Annotated in this window: 16 protein-coding genes and 1 pseudogene; 9 read left to right on the top strand and 8 right to left on the bottom strand. The window is 70.7% G+C overall.

The window, feature by feature from the left end:
• Positions 1-5 precede the first annotated feature (5 nt).
• The gene (locus RIF93_RS02485) at positions 6-1,325 is read left to right on the top strand and encodes a M20/M25/M40 family metallo-hydrolase (protein ID WP_309088123.1); all 1,320 of its coding nucleotides are present in this window, start codon (positions 6-8) and stop codon (positions 1,323-1,325) included.
• Here the strand turns inward: RIF93_RS02485 and RIF93_RS02490 are convergent.
• Together RIF93_RS02490 and RIF93_RS02495 are read right to left on the bottom strand one after the other, a co-directional pair.
• Positions 1,322-2,956 carry an acyl-CoA synthetase gene (locus RIF93_RS02490; RefSeq protein ID WP_309088125.1) on the bottom strand — a complete coding sequence of 545 codons (1,635 nt, stop codon included), beginning with the start codon at positions 2,954-2,956 and terminating at the stop codon, positions 1,322-1,324. The genes RIF93_RS02485 and RIF93_RS02490 overlap by 4 nt on opposite strands.
• 73 nt (positions 2,957-3,029) lie before the next feature.
• On the bottom strand, positions 3,030-4,595 hold the full coding sequence (locus tag RIF93_RS02495) for a DHA2 family efflux MFS transporter permease subunit (protein ID WP_309088127.1): 1,566 nt from the start codon (positions 4,593-4,595) through the stop codon (positions 3,030-3,032).
• A gap of 63 nt (positions 4,596-4,658) precedes the next feature.
• On the opposite strand from RIF93_RS02495, the gene RIF93_RS02500 reads away from it, so the two are divergent.
• From RIF93_RS02500 to RIF93_RS02530, 7 genes are all read left to right on the top strand, one after another.
• Complete coding sequence (locus RIF93_RS02500; protein ID WP_309088129.1) at positions 4,659-5,261, top strand: TetR/AcrR family transcriptional regulator; 603 nt, start codon at positions 4,659-4,661, stop codon at positions 5,259-5,261.
• Positions 5,258-5,716 (top strand): PaaI family thioesterase, encoded by a 459-nt coding sequence (locus RIF93_RS02505; RefSeq protein WP_309088130.1) that lies wholly within the window; start codon positions 5,258-5,260, stop codon positions 5,714-5,716. Before RIF93_RS02500 ends, RIF93_RS02505 begins: the two co-directional genes overlap by 4 nt.
• A gap of 2 nt (positions 5,717-5,718) precedes the next feature.
• Entirely contained in the window at positions 5,719-6,816 is a 1,098-nt protein-coding gene (locus RIF93_RS02510; protein WP_309088132.1) for an HlyD family secretion protein, read from the top strand.
• 94 nt (positions 6,817-6,910) lie between these two features.
• Complete coding sequence (locus RIF93_RS02515) at positions 6,911-7,549, top strand: dienelactone hydrolase family protein (protein WP_309088134.1); 639 nt, start codon at positions 6,911-6,913, stop codon at positions 7,547-7,549.
• 78 nt (positions 7,550-7,627) lie between these two features.
• Positions 7,628-8,128, top strand: coding sequence for a hypothetical protein (locus RIF93_RS02520; RefSeq protein ID WP_309088136.1), 501 nt, complete (start codon positions 7,628-7,630; stop codon positions 8,126-8,128).
• Between the two features lie 116 nt (positions 8,129-8,244).
• Positions 8,245-8,505, top strand: coding sequence for an SWIB/MDM2 domain-containing protein (locus RIF93_RS02525; RefSeq protein ID WP_309088138.1), 261 nt, complete (start codon positions 8,245-8,247; stop codon positions 8,503-8,505).
• A 244-nt stretch (positions 8,506-8,749) separates the two neighbouring features.
• On the top strand, positions 8,750-9,502 hold the full coding sequence (locus RIF93_RS02530; RefSeq protein WP_309088140.1) for a phosphocholine cytidylyltransferase family protein: 753 nt from the start codon (positions 8,750-8,752) through the stop codon (positions 9,500-9,502).
• Here the strand turns inward: RIF93_RS02530 and RIF93_RS02535 are convergent.
• The 6 genes from RIF93_RS02535 to RIF93_RS02560 form a co-directional block, all read right to left on the bottom strand.
• A complete protein-coding gene (locus tag RIF93_RS02535) occupies positions 9,499-10,251 on the bottom strand; it encodes a nucleotidyltransferase family protein (RefSeq protein ID WP_309088143.1) in 753 nt (250 codons plus the stop codon). The two genes, RIF93_RS02530 and RIF93_RS02535, sit on opposite strands and share 4 nt — an antisense overlap.
• Before the next feature lies 1 nt (position 10,252).
• Positions 10,253-11,401 carry a dATP pyrophosphohydrolase gene (locus RIF93_RS02540; RefSeq protein WP_309088145.1) on the bottom strand — a complete coding sequence of 383 codons (1,149 nt, stop codon included), beginning with the start codon at positions 11,399-11,401 and terminating at the stop codon, positions 10,253-10,255.
• The gene (locus RIF93_RS02545; protein WP_309088147.1) at positions 11,401-12,459 is read right to left on the bottom strand and encodes an LptF/LptG family permease; all 1,059 of its coding nucleotides are present in this window, start codon (positions 12,457-12,459) and stop codon (positions 11,401-11,403) included. The genes RIF93_RS02540 and RIF93_RS02545 overlap by 1 nt, the downstream gene beginning before the upstream one ends.
• Complete coding sequence (locus RIF93_RS02550) at positions 12,456-13,613, bottom strand: LptF/LptG family permease (RefSeq protein ID WP_309088149.1); 1,158 nt, start codon at positions 13,611-13,613, stop codon at positions 12,456-12,458. The genes RIF93_RS02545 and RIF93_RS02550 overlap by 4 nt, the downstream gene beginning before the upstream one ends.
• Positions 13,614-13,664: 51 nt before the next feature.
• Positions 13,665-14,099: an HIT family protein gene (locus tag RIF93_RS02555; RefSeq protein ID WP_309088151.1), complete on the bottom strand. Its 435-nt coding sequence runs from the start codon at positions 14,097-14,099 to the stop codon at positions 13,665-13,667.
• 72 nt (positions 14,100-14,171) lie between these two features.
• Positions 14,172-15,062, bottom strand: coding sequence for a metallophosphoesterase (locus RIF93_RS02560; RefSeq protein ID WP_309088153.1), 891 nt, complete (start codon positions 15,060-15,062; stop codon positions 14,172-14,174).
• Between the two features lie 112 nt (positions 15,063-15,174).
• Between RIF93_RS02560 and RIF93_RS02565 the strand changes: the two are divergent.
• Positions 15,175-15,667: pseudogene (locus RIF93_RS02565) on the top strand (hypothetical protein); the annotation flags it as partial.

A 15,667-nucleotide genomic window follows, 5' to 3' on the forward strand; every position in this document is an offset into this window, starting at 1 on the left:
TCCTGATGTCCGTCTTCCGTCCCGCCGTCCTCGGCGCGCTGGTCCTTGCCTTCGCCATGCCCGCGGCCGCGGCCCCGCCGACCGCCGCAGAGCGGAAGATGATCGCCACGGTCGACGCCGAGCACGAGCGGCACGTGAAGTTGCTGGAGGACCTGGTGCGGGTGAACTCCGGCACCATGAACCTCAAGGGCGTCGAGCAGGTGGGCCGCATGATGCGGGCCGAACTGGAGGCCCTGGGCTTCCAGGTCCAATGGGTCCCGATGGAGAAGGTCGGCCGGGCCGGACACCTCGTGGCGACGCACAAGGGCGATGGCCGCGGCAAGCGGATGCTGCTGATCGGCCACCTGGACACCGTGTTCGAGCCTGACAGCCCGTTCCAGGGCTGGACCCGCAAAGGCGACATCGCCGAGGGGCCGGGCGTCGGCGACGACAAGGGCGGCATGGTCGTCATTGTTGCGGCGCTGCGCGCCATGCAGGCCGCGGGCACGCTGAAGGATGCCGACATCACCGTCGTCCTGACCGGCGACGAGGAGAAGCCCGGCGCGCCGCTGTCGATCGCCCGGGCCGACCTGATCGCCGCCGGCAAGGCCAGCGACGTCGCCTTGGAGTTCGAGGGCTTGTCGCGGATCGGGGGCAAGGACATCGGCACCATCGCGCGCCGGTCTTCGAATTCCTGGACGCTGAAGGTCACGGCCCCCTCGGGCCACTCGTCGGGCGTCTGCTCGCCGCAGGCCGGCTGCGGCGCCATCTACGAGCTGGCGCGGATCCTCGACCAGTTCCGCCGCGAGCTGCCCGAGCCCAACCTGACCTACAACGTGGGGATCGTGGTGGGCGGCGCCCGGGCGTCGGTGAACCCCGAACTGACCGGCGGCCAGGCGGCCGGCAAGTCGAACATCATCTCGGCCGAGGCCATCGCGCTGGGCGACATCCGTACGCTGACGCCTGAGCAGGAGGCCCGCGTCCGGGCCAAGATGCAGGCGATCGTCGACCAGCCGCTCAACCGGGCCGCGTCCGAGCTGACCTTCGCCGACACCGGCTATCCTCCGATGGCGCCGACGCCGGGCAACCAGGCGCTGCTGGACCGGCTGAACGGCGTGAACCGCACGCTGGGTCTGCCCGACATGCCCGCGGGCGATCCGGCGAGTCGCGGCGCGGCCGACAGCTCGTTCACGGCTTTCATCGACAGCCTGGCGGGCCTGGGCCCGGCGGGGCAGGGCGCCCACGCGCCGGGTGAGAGCGTCGACCTGGCGAGCATGGCCCTGCAGGCCAAGCGCGCGGCTCTGCTGATGACGCGGCTGTCGAAGGAGCCGCGCGGCAGGCGCTAGACCGGCTGCCCCAGTTCCTTCAGGGCCCGTTCCTTGATCGCCTTGTAGTCGACCTTGCCGTTCGGCGCCCTGCCGATGGTATCGACCAGCACCAGCTCACGTGGCGCCTTGTAGGCCGCGAGCTGGCTGCGCACGTGGGCCGAGAGGGCCGGCAGGTCCGGCCGGGCGCCGCCTTCGGGTTCGACCACGGCGCAGATGCGTTCGCCGAAGCGGCTGTCGGGCACGCCGACGACGACGGCGTCGCGCACCTCGGCGTGGGTCTTCAGCGCCTCCTCGACCTCTTCCGGGAAGACCTTCTCGCCGCCCGTGTTGATGCAGACAGAGCCGCGGCCCAGCAGCTTCAGCGAACCGTCGGCGTTCACCTCGGCCCAGTCGCCGGGGACCGACCAGCGGACGCCCTCCATCACCTTGAAGGTCTTGGCCGTCTTCTCCGGGTCCTTGTAGTAGCCCTGCGGCAGGAAGCCCGAGACGGCGACCAGGCCGCGCTCGCCGGAGCCCGGCTCCACGCGCCGGCCATCCTCGGTGAAGACGGCGGTGTTGGGGCCAAGCATGAAGGCGGCCGTGGGGGCTTCCATGCCGGCCGCCGAGGCCGAAGCGCCGAGGCCCACGGCTTCGGACGAACCGAAGCTGTCGGCGATCATCGCCTGGGGGATATGGCCCAGCAGGCCGCGCTTGTTCTCCTGGCTCCACATCGAGCCGGACGAGCTCATCGCGCGGACGGACGAGAGGTCCCACCGGCCCGGATTGGCCTCCAGCGCTTCGAGCATGGGCGTGGAGAAGGCGAGGCCGACGATGACGATATTGGTGGCCTTCAGGCGCTCGACCTCGTTCCAGAGCTCGATGGGATCGAACTTGCGCGAGGGCAGGCAGCAGACCGTGCCGCCGATGTTGAGCGAGATGAAGGCCGAGAACTGGCCCGTGCCGTGCATCAGGGGCGCGGCGGTGATGGTCACGGGCCGCAGGTGCTCGGGCCCGCCGATGCGTTCGATGAGCTCTGGGATCGAGGTCACGGGCGGAATGCCCATCGCCGCGTTGCCGCCGGCGCCCAGCACGTTGAAGAGGTCGTCCTGGCGCCACATGACGCCCTTGGGCATGCCGGTGGTGCCGCCGGTGTAGAGCAGCAGGAGGTCGTCGCCGGAGAGGCCCGAGGGGCCGCGGACCGGCCGGCTGGCCGGCGCCCGGGCCACGAGGGCGTCGTAGTCCTCGGCCCAGGCGGGCACGGCGTGGCCCGGTTCAGCGACGGCGACCCAGGTCTTCACCTTGCCCAGGCGGCCGCGGATCGGCTCGAGCGTCTCGGCGAAACCTGCATGGAAGACAATGGCTTCGGCGTCGGCGTTGTCGAACAGGTAGAAGAGCTCTTCCGGGCCGTAGCGGTAATTGGTGTTGACCGGCGCCAAGCCGGCCTTGAAGGCGGCGAAGTAGCTCTCGAGGTACTCGGGGCCGTTGAAGAGATAGGCCGCGACCTTGGCCTGGCGGCCCAGGCCCTTGGCGAGGAAGTGCGCCGCGAGCGCATCGGCGCGGGCGTCGAACTGCGCCCACGAGATCTCGCGCGCGCCCTGGATCAGGGCCGGCGTCTGCGGCTGGGATGCGGCGATCGCCTCCCAGACCGGCGCAAGGGTCCACCCGGCCATTCGTATCCTCCCAACGTCTCGTTCTTTTGGGAGAAGTTGGCGGCTTCCCGTGGGGTTAAGTCAATGATCGGGCCTAGTGGTCGGAAGGCGGAGGGCCGCCCACGGGGGCGGGCTTGGCGAAGGGCACGATCAGCAGAGCGGCCAGGAAAAGGAAGGCCATCAGCCGGTAGGTGTCCGCGAACGCCAGGGTGACCGCCTGACCGCCGACGAGGGCGCCCATCTGGGCCTGGGCGATCTGCAGGGCGTGCGCGGCGTCGGCGGTGATCGCCTGGGCGTTGCGGGCGAGGCCCTGGAGGGCTTCCGTCGCGCGGTCGGGCCGCTGGCCAAGGCCCGCGCTGAGGCTGGCGGCGTGGATGCGGGCGAAGTCGCCGAGCCAGGTGTTGACGAGCGCGATGCCGACGGCGCCTCCCAGGTTGCGCATCAGGTTGAACAGCCCCGAGGCGTAGGGCAACTCGGCCGGGGCCACGCCGTTCAGGGCCATCCCGACCGCAGGCACAATGCACAGCAGCATGGCGAGCCCGCGCATCACCTGCGGCCAGAACAGCTCGCCGAAGCCCCACTCGGGCGTCACCCACGAGAACATCCAGAGCGCTGCGGCGAACATCAGGAACCCGACGGTGATCACATAGCGGCCGTCGACCTTGGTGGAGAGCCGCGCCGCGATCGGAGCCGTGACGGTCATGGCGACGCCGGTGACGAAGACGGTGGCGCCGATCTGCAGGCTGGAGAAGTCGCGCACGCGGCCGAGGTAGACCGGCGTCAGGTAGGTCGCCGCGTAGAGCCCGAAGCCGATCACGAAGTTCAGCACGCAGGCCATGGCGAAGGTCGGCCGCCGGAACGGCGTCAGCTTCAGCACCGGCATCGTCGAGAAGAAGCTGCGCTCGAAGGTGACCACGGCCGCGACGAAGGACAGCCACGCGGCGATCGCCACGGCCGGGTCCTGGAACCACTCGTGACGGGGGCCTTCCTCGAGCACGTACTGCAGCGCGCCCAGGAAGACGGCGAGCGAGGCCACGTGCAGCCAGTCGATCCGCCGCAGCATGGCGGGCTTAGCCTCATCCACCCTGCCGAGGATCGGCAGCAGGATGGTGATGGCCAGGCCCGGGACGATGTTGATGAAGAACAGCCAGCGCCAGTCGGCGACGTCGGTGATCAGGCCGCCCAGGCTGGGCCCCAGGGTGGGCGCGAGGGTGGAGACCATGCCCAGGATGGCCGGAACGGCGGCGCGCTTCGGCCCCTCGAACATCGCAAAGCCGGTGGCGAAGACCAGCGGCACCATGGCGCCGCCGACGAACCCCTGGATCGCCCGGAAGACGATCATCGACTCGATGTCCCAGGCCAGGCCGCACAGCACGCTGGAGAGCGTGAAGAGGCCGGCGGACGCGGTGAAGAGCCAGCGGGTGGAGATCGCCTGGGAGAGGAAGGCGGCCAGCGGGATCATCACGATCTCGGCCATCAGATAGGCCGTCTGCACCCAGGCGATCTCGTCGGGGCCGGCGTTCAGGCCCGCCTGGATCGAGTTCAGCGACGCCGCGACGATCTGGATGTCCAGCAGGGCCATGAACTGGCCAAAGGCCATGATGCCGAAGATCAGCAGCTTGCGGCTTTGGGGCAGGGCGGCCGGATTGATGGAGCTCATGGCGCTTGCGTTCTCAACGGCCGCTCATAATATGATGAGCATCATATAAAGGCGGGTCGCGCAATGCGCTACAGTGAGAGCCACAAGCAGGAGACGCGGAACAAGGTGCTGAAGGCCGCCGCCGCGGCCGTGCGCGCCAAGGGGCCCGATGGCCTGGCCGTCGCCGACGTGATGGCCGAGGCGGGGCTGACCCACGGCGGATTCTACGCCCACTTCCCGAGCAAGGAGGCCCTGGTGGTCGCCGCCCTGGAGGAGGCGTTCGACCAGAGCCGTCGCCGCTTCGCCCGGCTGACCCAGGGCATGGCGAACAGCGAGGCGCTCGCCGCCTTCGTCGACGCCTATGTCTCGATGGAGCACCGGGCGCGGCGCGAGATGGGCTGTCCCATCACGGCGCTGTCCAGCGACCTGCCGCGGCAGCCTCAGGCCGTGCGGGACGCCTTCGATACGGGCGTGCGGGCGATGATCGGCCGGCTGGCCGCGTGGCTGGCGGACGATGTCGCACCTGTCCAGCGCGAGGGCCTCGCCGTCTCCCTCCTGGCCGAGATGGCCGGCGCGGTGACGCTCTCGCGCGCCCTTTCCGACGACCAGTTGGCCGAACAGCTGCTGAGCGAATGCCGGCGGCGCATCAAGGCCCGTATGGGCCTCACCGAGGACAAGCCGCAATGAACGCCGTCACGCCCGACAACTCGCAGATGACCGGCCTGGAACAGCTCCGCGCCATCTTCCCGACCAACGACCCGCCGGCCGGTCCGGGCATCGGCCGCACCCTGGGCTTCGACTATGTCGAGGTGGAGGAGGGGCGGGTGGTGTTCGGCTCGACGCCGGACGAGCGGGTCTACAATCCGATCGGCACGGTGCACGGCGGGTTCGCCGCCGCGCTGCTGGATTCGGCGGTGGGCTGCGCGGTGCACTCCAAGCTGAAGGCCGGGCAGGGCTACACGACGCTGGAGCTGAAGGTCGCCTACCATCGGCCGATGACCAAGACGACGGGGCCGGTGCGCGCCGAGGGCGTGGTCGTGCAGATGGGCCGCCGCGCCGCCTTCGCCGAAGGCCGCCTAGTCGACCTGGAAGGCCGGCTCTACGCCACGGCCACCTCCACCCTGCTGGTGTTCGACCGGTGAAGATGGAGGCGATCGCGGCGCCGGCGAAGCCGAAGCGCAAGCTGCCGGCCCGGGGCCTGGTGGTGCTCGGTGCGGCGCTGGTGATCGGCGCGGGCGGCGTGGGCTGGTTGCAGGCGGCCAAGGGCTCGGTGACGACCGACAACGCCTATGTGAAGGCCGACTCCACCGTCGTCGCGCCCCGCGTGCGTGGGCATGTGGCTCAGGTGCTGGTGGCCGACAACGAGCCGGTCCGCGCGGGGCAGGTGCTGGTCCGGCTGGATCCCGAGGAATACGCCGCCCGGCTCGCATCGGCGGACGGCGACGTCGCGCTGGCCGAGGCCGCCGTGCAGGCGGCGGAGGCGGCGCTGGCGAAGCTGGACGCCGAGGAGGCGCTGGCGGAGGCCGAGGTGCGTGAGGCCGAGACCGCGATCCGTGCGTCGGACGCCGAGGCCCGGCGGGCGGCGGCCGACTGGCGGCGCTACGAGCGGCTGCTGGCGGTGGGCTATGCGCCGCGGCGCGACGCCGACCGGATCGAGGCCCAGGCGATCGCCGCCGAGGCGCAGGCCGACAAGAGCCGCGCGGGCCTGGCGGTGAGCCGGAGCGAGGCCCTGGCGACCCAGCGGCGCCGTGGCGAGCTGCGGGCCGCGCTCGCCCAGGCCCAGGCGGCGCGGGAGAAGGCGCGGGCGGCCCGCGCCCTGGCTGGGCAAGATCAGGCGCACGTGGAGGTGCGGGCGCCGATCGCAGGCGTGGTGGGCGACCGGCAGGCCAACGTGGGCGACTACGTCCAGCCCGGCTCGCGGCTGATGACGCTGGAGCCGCTGGACCAGCTCTACATCACCGCCAACTTCAAGGAGACCCAGACGGCGCGGATGCTGAAGGGGCAGGAGGCAAGCGTGAAGGTGGACGCCCTGCCGGGCGTGATCCTGAAGGCGCGGGTGGAGAGCTTCGCGCCGGGCTCGGCCTCGGAGTTCGCGTTGCTGCCGTTCGAGCCGGGCGTGGGCAACTTCACGAAGATCGTCCAGCGCGTGCCGGTGCGGCTGGTGTTCGATCCTGGCCAGCCCGAGTTGGCGAAGCTCCGGCCCGGGCTCTCGGCCAAGGTGACCGTGAAGCTGAACGGCTAGGCGCAGGAAATCTGCGCCCGCTGCGAGACTTTTCGCCTATTCCTATCAGATCAGTAGGAATAAAGTCGCTCCTGCTCGAAGCGAGGAGCGCGCCATGCCCGAGACCCGGATCGAGATCGAAGCGGAAGACGGGTGCGTCGACGCCCTGGCCGCGTGGCCCGACGGCGTGGGGCGCCGTCCGCCGGTCGTGCTGCTAGACGGCGGGCCGACGGCCGGACTGGACGTTCGGCGGTTCGCGCGCCGCCTGGCGGCGCGGGGTTACTTCGTCCTGGCGCCGGAGTGGCGCACCCGTCCAGCCGCGGAGCGGCGCGCCGACGCCGAGGCCTGGCTGGACTATCTGGCGTACGAGCGCCGGGCGGACGACACGCGGGTGGGCGTCGCCGGCTGGGGCGCGGGCGCAGACCTGGCGCTGAAGACCGCCGCCTGGCGTGCGGAGCGCATCGCCGCGGTCGCGGCGTTCCACGGCCGCGGTTTTGGCGCGGGCGCGGCAGTGGACGTGGCCCAGCGGCTGAACGCCCTGGTCCACCTTGGCTATTTCGCGGGCGCCGCGCCAGGACGCGGTATGGCGGCGCTGGAGGCGGCGCTGTGCGCGGCCGACGCCGTGTTCGAGGTGGAGACCTACGCGCGAGGCGACGAGCCGACCATGCGAGCGAAGCTGCTGGACCTGTTCGACCGGACGCTTACGACGCAGCCGCCGGAGCTTGGAATGGCGGCCCTGGCGGCCCCGCGCTGAGGTCGGAACGCCTTCACGGCCCGAGTGTTGGAACATGCGAAGCCGCACCCTAGCGGCGATGACACCGGGAGACGCGACATGGCCGTGCGGCCTTACAGCGACGTGGACGACCGCGCCTACGGCAGCGAACGGCGCGACGACACCTATGCCGAAACGACGAGCCCCGGCGTGGGCGGGCAAATCTTCCTGTGGGTGGCCTGGGCCCTGGCCGCGGCGTTCTGGGCGTTCAGCCTCACCACGGGGATCGGGATCATCAACTCCCTGGGGCCGTCCAGCGGGCCAGGACCGGGCGAAGCCGATGCGGGCGGCGTCAGCTGGATGCTGATCAACTTCATCGGCGGGGTGCTGATCCTGGGTGGCGCGCTGGCGTACGGCGCGTACCGCTATGCGACGCGCAACAAGCGGAACGACGCCCTGACGGAGGCCGCGACCCATGCCGAGTACGACATGATCGAGGCCAACGGCGGCGACGACGAGGTCAGCCTCTCGCCGGAGGCGCACCGGCCGATGGAGCGGGACGCCGCGCACGTCGCCCAGCGCTCGACGGATGGCTCGTCGACAGGCGGCATGCGCCCCTAGAGGTTGTCCCCACGCTTTCTCTAGCGCGGCGCGTAAGCCGCGCTAGAGTACCTTCAAGCGACTCACCTCGGCGGCTGGCGCCGGGCGGGACGCGGAACTCTTAGCTGGGGGAGCCCATGGCCACTGGAAAGAACACGAACGCCCTGCAAAAGCCGCTGACGCCCTCGTCGGAACTGGCTGCGGTGGTCGGCTCGGGGCAGCTGTCCCGGGGCGAGACCGTCTCGAAGATCTGGGACTACATCAAGAAGAACAACCTTCAGAACCCCCAGAACAAGCGCGAGATCCTGGCGGACGCCAAGCTGAAGCCGATCTTCGACGGCAAGGACAAGGTCTCGATGTTCGAGATGAACAAGCACCTGGCGAAGCACCTGAAGTAGGCGCTGCGAGGCTTCGGCGCTCGAGCGCCGCGGTCGCCGGTCTTGGACCAAAGAGGAACCCCGCGGGCCGCTCGCCCTGCGGGGTTTCTTCCGTTCAGGGGCGGGTTTTCTTCACTTTTCCGGAACGCGGACTAGATAGGGTGTTCGTGAGGGGGCTGGCCTTGAGGGCCGCGGCAATGCATCACGGCCGCGTTGGGCGGCTTTGCGGTGTATCCAGGCCCGTTGTCTGACAAGGATTGCGCCGGTGAAGTCGCCGAACAGAGCCATCATCCTCAGCGCGGGCCAGGGCAAGCGCCTGCTCCCGCTGACCGAAAGCCGGCCGAAGTGCCTGGTCGAACTGTCGGGCAAGACCCTGCTGGCCTGGCAGCTGATGCGGCTGGAAGCCGCCGGGGTCGACGAGGCGGTGATCGTCACGGGGTTCCGGGCCGACGCCGTGGCTGCCGAGATCGAGCGGCTGGCGCCGAAGATGCCGGTGCGCCTGTGCTTCAACCCCTTCTACTCGGTGGCCGACAACCTGGCCTCGGTTTGGATCGTGCGTCAGGAGTTCGACCGCGACGTGCTGGTGCTGAACGGGGACACCCTGCTAGGCCCGGGCATCGTCGAGCGGCTGATGGGCGCGCCGCCGGCCGAGATCACCGTCACGGTCGACCGCAAGCCGGGCTACGACGCCGACGACATGAAGGTGCTGACCGACAACGGCAAGCTGTTGGCGATCGGCAAGACCATCGAGGCGTATGACGCCGAGTCGATCGGCTTCCTGCGCTTCTCGGCGGCCGGGGCGGCCAAGTTCCGCGCGCTGGTGGAGCATGCGCTGCAGCGGCCGGAAGGCCTGAAGCGCTGGTACCTGAGCGCCATCGACGAGGCGGCGAAGAGCGGCGTCGACGTGCGCGTGCAGTCCATCGAGGGCCTGGAGTGGGGCGAGATGGATTTCCCCGCCGACGTGGCCAACCTGACGAAGCTGTCGGCCGGCTGGGCGAAGGAGCTGGTGAACGCCTAGCGCTCGCCCGTCAGCGTGCGGACGAGGTCGAGGTCGGCAGGTTTGTCGACGTCCACGGCCGCGAGCCCATAGGGGGTCGGCACGATGCGAGCCTCGATCCCGGCGCGTTCCCCCAGGCGTCTTGCGGCATCTGCGAGGCTCAGCGCGCCCGCAGCGTACCGGAGCAGCATGCCGAGCCCCAGGATCTGGGCCATCTTCCAAGGCCGCTTGCGCTCGGCTTCGAGCCGCCGCCAGAAGGCGACGGCGTTCAAGGCCTGATCATTCCCCAACCAGAAGAGGTTGCAGCCGGACCAGTCGCCGTCGGCGAGCTTCAGATAGGTGCGCTTCGTACCCGGCGCGGCGGCCTCGACGGCCGCGCGCGGGGCGACCATGGCCGCGACATCGGTTCCTGGCGGCACGTCGGCCAGGAAGCGGGCGATCCATTCAGGCCGCAGCAGGGCGTGGTCGGCGGTGGTGACCAGCAGCGGGAAGCCTAAACCCTCGGCGGCTTCCAGCACGCTCTGGCTGGGCCCCGCGGCCGAGGGCAGCACTTCGAGGCCGAGGGCGCGGGCGAGCTCGGCTACGGCGGGCGCGTTGCAGGAGACCCCGATGCGGGCGGCGCCGGCGGCGCTCAGGGCGCGGGCGACCCGCGCGAGAAGAGGGCGGCCTTCCAGCTCGATGAGGGCTTTGTGGGGCACGCCGGCGTAGTCGGCCACGGCGTCGGCGCCGCCGCGCGAGCCGGCAAGGATCAGGGCCGTGAAGGCGGTCACCTCAGAGCGCCTTCTCGTACAGGCGATAGGTCTTGTAGATGCGCGCGCCGCCGGCCTCGCAGATGCGCCGCATCGGCAGGTTGTCCTCGAGGATCCACGAGAGTTCGTAGCGCCGGTAGCCCAGCTTCCGCGCCGCCAGCACGACGGCGTCGATCAGCTGGAAGGGCAGGAGCTGACCGCGGTGGGTGGCGGCGAACTTGCGCTTCACACCCATCAGCGGCACGCGGCCGGACTTCACGCGCGCGACCTTCAACCGCCACAGGAGCTTGGCCCAACCGAAGGGCAGCAGTTTGCCGTTCAGGTCGGCGATCGCCTCGTTGACGTTGGGCAGGAGCACCATGAAGCCGGCGGGCTCGCCGTCGATCTCGGCGAACCAGGTCAGGCGCGGGTCGATGACCATCTTCATGGCCGTGGCCAGCTGCTTGGTCTCGGCTTCGGTCGTAGGCGTGAAGCCCCAGTTGCCCGACCAAGCGTCGTTCAGGATCTCGGTCAGGGTGCGGATCTCGGCGTCGAACCGCTTCATGTCGAGGGTGCGCAAGGTGACGCCCTCGGCCAGCGGCTTGCGCACGCGGCGCAGGATCGGCGCGGGCAGGTCGTCGGCGACGCTGCACTCGTAGGCGTAGATGTCCTTGGCCTTGACGTAGCCTTGGGCTTCGATGCGTGGGCCGGCATAGGGCGCGTCGTGGCCCATCATCACCATCGGCGGGGTGTCGTGCCCCTCGACCAGGAGGCCGACTTCCTCGTTGGTGGACAGGTTGATGGGGCCAAGGGCGGCGCGGCAGCCGCGCTCCCGCAGCCAGACCTCGGCCGTGCGGAAGAGGGCGGCGAACACCTCCTCGTCGTCCTCGCCGGCGATAAGGCCGAAGTTGCCGTAACCCTCGGGCGTCTGGGGGTTCAGGTGGTCGATCTGGGCGCTGATCCGGCCGACGTCGCGGCCGTCCTTCACGGCGAGCCAGAACTGGACGTCGGCGTGGGCGAAGAACGGATTGGTCTTGGCCGAGAGCGCCTCGCGCCGCTCGATCAGCAGGGGGGCGATGTAATTTGGGTCGCGCGCGGACAGCCGCATGGGCACGCGGATGAAGCGTTCCAGCTCGGGCCGGCTGCCGACGGGCACGATCTGCACCGCCGAGGTGGCGCTGTCGTAGGCCATCAGCCCTCCAGGTAGAGGAGCGCGGTCACGCCCAGGCCGGAGAAGATCACCGGGGCCGCCCACGCGGCCAGGATGGCGGGCGCCGCGCCGTTCTCGCCCAGCGCCGTGAACGCCCCGTCGAAGACCAGGAACAGGAGGCCGCCGGCCATGCACTGGACGATGAGGGTGGAGGCGCCGCCCCGGAAGTTGGCGAGCGCCGCCGGGGCGGCCAGCAGCAGCATGACGACGCAGGCGAAGGGCGCGGCCCAGGCCCGTTGGACCTGGGTGTCGTAGAAGGTCTTGGGCCGGACCGAGACGCCGCCCTGCAGCGCGCGGCGGGCCTCGCCGGGCGAGATGGTGGCGCCGCCCGCCTGCAGGGCCTGGATGTCGGCGGGGCGGATGTTCTGGGTCCAGGTCATCGCCTCGGCCGCGCCGCTGTTCACGCCATCACCCTGAACGGTCTCGAACTTCGGCGCATTAAGGCGCCACGCGCCGTTCTCGAAGACAGCGGAGTCGGCCGTGGTGCGCTGGGCGAGCCGTCCACTCGCGTCGCGGCGGTAGATGGTCACCTGGTCGATACGACGGGCATCCTCGGACGGGCGGCCGACAACGATCTCATTGCCCACCCGGAACGTCAGCGCGTCGGTCGGCTCGGAGGCCTCCTCCTGCGGGGCGGTGGCCTGCCACCACTCTGCGAGGGTGGCGTCGGTGCGCGGCGCGACCACCATGCCGATGAGGAGCTGGAGGGCCACCAGCATGGCGGCGGCAGGCAGGGCGAGGGCGGTCACGCGATAGGCCGAGATGCCGGTGGAGCGCATGGCGGTCACCGCGCTCTCGCCCGCGAGCTTGGCGAAGGCGAAGAGTGAACCCGCGAGGACCGCCAGCGGCGCAGCCTGTTCGACGAGCCGCGGCAGGCGCAGGAGGCCGTAGTAGAAGACGCCGCCGGCGCCCAACTGGCGGTCCAGGATCTCGGTGGTCACCTCGAGCAGGTCGAGGATCTGCAAGATGCCCACCAGGACGGCCAGCGCCGCCAGGATGCGGCCGGCCGTCAGCAGGAAGAGATAGCGGGCGAGCTTCACGCGGGAGCCTGCTGTGGGCTGAAGCGGGCGCGGACGCGCGCCACGGCGTTGGCGATGTGCTCCATCAGCCGGCCGATGGGCGTTTCGCCCGGGCGCTTGCGGCTGGTCAGGAAGACGGTGAAGCAGATGGCGGCGAAGCCTGCGAAAGGCAGGCCGACGCTGAGTTCGGCGGGCGCCCGGCCAGTCTCGGCGAAGCTCTGGCCGAGCTGGATCAGGTGGTGGAAGGCAAGCAGCAGGACGCCGCCCACGATAACGCCAGGCGCGCGGCCGCTGCGTTTGGCCGACAGACCTAGCGGCACCGCGAGCAGCGGCAGGAGCGGCAAGGCCAGGGCGCGGGCGAGGCGGCCGTAGAGCTCGGCCAGCAGGGTCTCGCGCGGGATGACCGAGTGCGGGTCGTTCGCGCGCGCCGCCAGCTCGAAGAGGTTCAGCTCGCGCTCATCGCCGCCGCGGGCGCGGAGCAGCCGGGCCGGCCCGCTGAGGGGCAGCTGCATGGTGAAGTCCTGGAAGCTGAGCAGCTCGGGCTCGCCGCGAGCGTTGAAGCGCAGCTGCTGGCCGTTCTTCAGCGCGATGGTCACGTTGCGGCCGTCGGCCGTGCGGCGCAGCTCGGCTTCCTCGGCGGTGGTGATCTCCTCGCGGTTCTCGGGCGTGATCCGGCGGATGAAGATGCGGCTGAGGCGCTGACCGGCGGCGTCGGCGTGGTCGGTGGTCATGGTCAGCTTGTCGTTGGGCTCGATGATCGTGCCCTCGGGCACGACCCCGCTCCAGCCGGCGTTCTGGGCCGCGTGCAGGACGGCGCGGTAGGCATAGCGGCTGTAGGGCTGCAGGGCCCCGAAGACGATCAGGGTGACGAAGCTGAGCACGCCGGCCAGGAACAGGAATGGGGCGGCGAGCCGGGTCAACGAGACTCCGGCGGCCAGCAGGGCGTCCACCTCCGAGGCCTGGTTCATGCGGTTCACGACGATGACCAGGGCGATGAAGAAGGCGGCCGGCAGGGTCAGGCCCATGTAGTGCGGCACCAGGTTCACGGCGAGCTGGGCGACGAAGGTGAAGCGCTCGCTGGACGCCGACAGCATGTCGAGCAGCCGCAGGATGCGCTCGAGCAGCAGGGCGACCAGGGTGACGCCCGTGGCGCCGACCATGGGCCAGAAGGCCATCCGCAGAAGGTAACGGTCGATGAGGCTCACATTTCCCCCGGTCGCCGGCCCTTACGCACGCCAGCGGGCGGCGAGGTCGCCGGCGAGCGCCGCGGCCTCGTCGTCGTCGAGCGCGACGTGGGACGCCAGCTGAGGCTGGGCCGGCCAGCCGGCGTCGGGAAAGCTCTTCCCACGGTAATCACGGGAGCCCTCGTAGCGCGGCAGGACGTGAAAGTGCACGTCCTTATCCACCATCATCAGCATCAGGTAGTTGATCTTTTCGTAGCCCACAGCATCGCGCAGCAGAGCCTCGATGCCGTCTACGGCGATCTTGAGGTCGGCGAAGGCGGCGGGACTGAGGTCGGAGAACGCCTGGGCCTCCTCCTTGCAGACGAGCACGAGCGAACCCAGCGTGGGCTGCTGGGGTCGGAGCAGCACCAGCCAGTGCGCGGTCTCGGCGACCAAGGTGCGCGGGTAGCCGAACTTCTGGGCCGTGGGATTCGTCACGACAGGTCCATGTGCGATGAGGCGCGGATCATAGGGATGCCGTCCGCGCCATGAAAGGCCGAACGGCGGCGCTCAGGCCGCGATCGTGTAGGCGCCGAGCGCCTCGATGCGGGCGCCTTGCGCGACGCCCCTGGCCTCGACGCGGAGCTGCTGACCGGCCGGCGCGCCCGGCGTGATGTGGATGAGGTTCCAGCGGGCCGCCGGGTCGTGGCCGCCCGCAGGGGTCGAGGCGGAGGGCACGCCCAGCACCGGGATCGAGCCGGCCGGGCCAGCGACGCGGTTCAGCAGCGCCTCGTGCGCGTGGCCGTGCAGGACGAGCTCGGCGCCTTGCTCACGCAGCAGGGCTCGCAGGAGGTCGGCGTCGACGAGGGCCTTGCGGCCCGAAACCGTCCCGGCCGCGACCGGATGGTGGACCAGCAGCACGCGGAACAAGCCTTGCGCCCGAGTCGCGGCCAGGACCTCGGCGAGGCGGGCGAGCTGCTCCGCGCCGAGGGATCCTTGAGCCAGGTGCAGGGCGGTGGGCACCGCCGAGCAGGCGTTGACGATGGCCACGCGCCCGCGGACGCGGACGTGCGGGAAGTCGGCGTCGAGGCTGTCCCCCAGCCAGGGCGACCAAGGGGCGAAGCGTTCGGGCGCACGGCGAGCGGTGAGCGCGTCGTGGTTCCCGGGACTGACGGTGACGTCGGCGGGCGCGCCCAAGCTCTCCAGCCAGTCGGCGGCGGCGGCGAACTCCTCGGGCGTCGCGAAGTTGGTGAGGTCGCCGGTGACGGCCACGTGGTCGGGCGCGGCGGCGCGGACGTCGGCGGCGATGGCTTCCAGGATCTCGGGATTGTGACGATGACGCTTGCGCCGCCAGGCGAAGCGGCTGAGCAGGCGTTTGGAGAATAGGTCGCCGCCGCGCAGCGCGCCCGGCGGCGGCGCCAGGTGCGGGTCGGACAGGTGTGCGAGGCGGAAGGTGGACAATTCGGGGCCGCGTTCTAATCAAGGGACGCGCCCGACGGGCGCCCCGTTCGGGGTATCAGTTTCCAGCGATTTGCGTGAGAGGCGCGAGCGAACTTTGCAGACGACCGAGGGCATGAGCGCGCCGGTGGGCCTGATCCTGGGCTCGGGCGAGGTGCGGCTGTGGGGCATGACCGCCCGCGAGCGCCTGCGCCGGCAGTACGTCCGGGTGGGCCTGATCCTGGGCTCGGGCGAGGTGCGGCTGTGGGGCATGACCGCCCGCGAGCGCCTGCGCCGGCAGTACGTCCGGGCGGGCGTGGAGCCGGTCGAGACGGCCGCGGGGGGGCGCACGGCGGTGATCACCCTCGGCGACTGGGTCTATGACGAGAACCTGGTGGCGACGCTGGCCAAGCGGCCGGGCTCGGTGCTGGTGACGGACGAGGGGCGGGCGGTGGCCGCCCACGTGGACGGGACAATGGCAGAGGCGGCGGCCAAGGACCTGGCGGCCGGCAAGGCGCCGACTGGCCTGCAGCAGCTCTCGCCGGCCGAGCTCGCTTACAACGAAGCTCTGCGCAAGCGCGAGGCCCCGGTGCTGGCGCCACTCTCCAAGGAGAACGTCCGAGCCATCG

Source organism: Phenylobacterium sp. (assembly GCF_031181185.1).
GTDB lineage: Bacteria > Pseudomonadota > Alphaproteobacteria > Caulobacterales > Caulobacteraceae > Phenylobacterium.

Excerpts from the sequence above, each read along its gene's own strand:
- RIF93_RS02540 (WP_309088145.1), bottom strand. The coding sequence starts at position 11,401 with ATGGCCTACGACAGCGCCACCTCGGCGGTGCAGATCGTGCCCGTCGGC.
- RIF93_RS02515 (WP_309088134.1), top strand. The coding sequence starts at position 6,911 with ATGCCCGAGACCCGGATCGAGATCGAAGCGGAAGACGGGTGCGTCGAC.
- RIF93_RS02550 (WP_309088149.1), bottom strand. The coding sequence starts at position 13,613 with ATGGCCTTCTGGCCCATGGTCGGCGCCACGGGCGTCACCCTGGTCGCC.
- RIF93_RS02495 (WP_309088127.1), bottom strand. The coding sequence starts at position 4,595 with ATGAGCTCCATCAATCCGGCCGCCCTGCCCCAAAGCCGCAAGCTGCTG.
- RIF93_RS02500 (WP_309088129.1), top strand. The coding sequence starts at position 4,659 with ATGCGCTACAGTGAGAGCCACAAGCAGGAGACGCGGAACAAGGTGCTG.
- RIF93_RS02490 (WP_309088125.1), bottom strand. The coding sequence starts at position 2,956 with ATGGCCGGGTGGACCCTTGCGCCGGTCTGGGAGGCGATCGCCGCATCC.
- RIF93_RS02520 (WP_309088136.1), top strand. The coding sequence starts at position 7,628 with ATGGCCGTGCGGCCTTACAGCGACGTGGACGACCGCGCCTACGGCAGC.
- RIF93_RS02485 (WP_309088123.1), top strand. The coding sequence starts at position 6 with ATGTCCGTCTTCCGTCCCGCCGTCCTCGGCGCGCTGGTCCTTGCCTTC.
- RIF93_RS02525 (WP_309088138.1), top strand. The coding sequence starts at position 8,245 with ATGGCCACTGGAAAGAACACGAACGCCCTGCAAAAGCCGCTGACGCCC.
- RIF93_RS02510 (WP_309088132.1), top strand. The coding sequence starts at position 5,719 with ATGGAGGCGATCGCGGCGCCGGCGAAGCCGAAGCGCAAGCTGCCGGCC.
- RIF93_RS02505 (WP_309088130.1), top strand. The coding sequence starts at position 5,258 with ATGAACGCCGTCACGCCCGACAACTCGCAGATGACCGGCCTGGAACAG.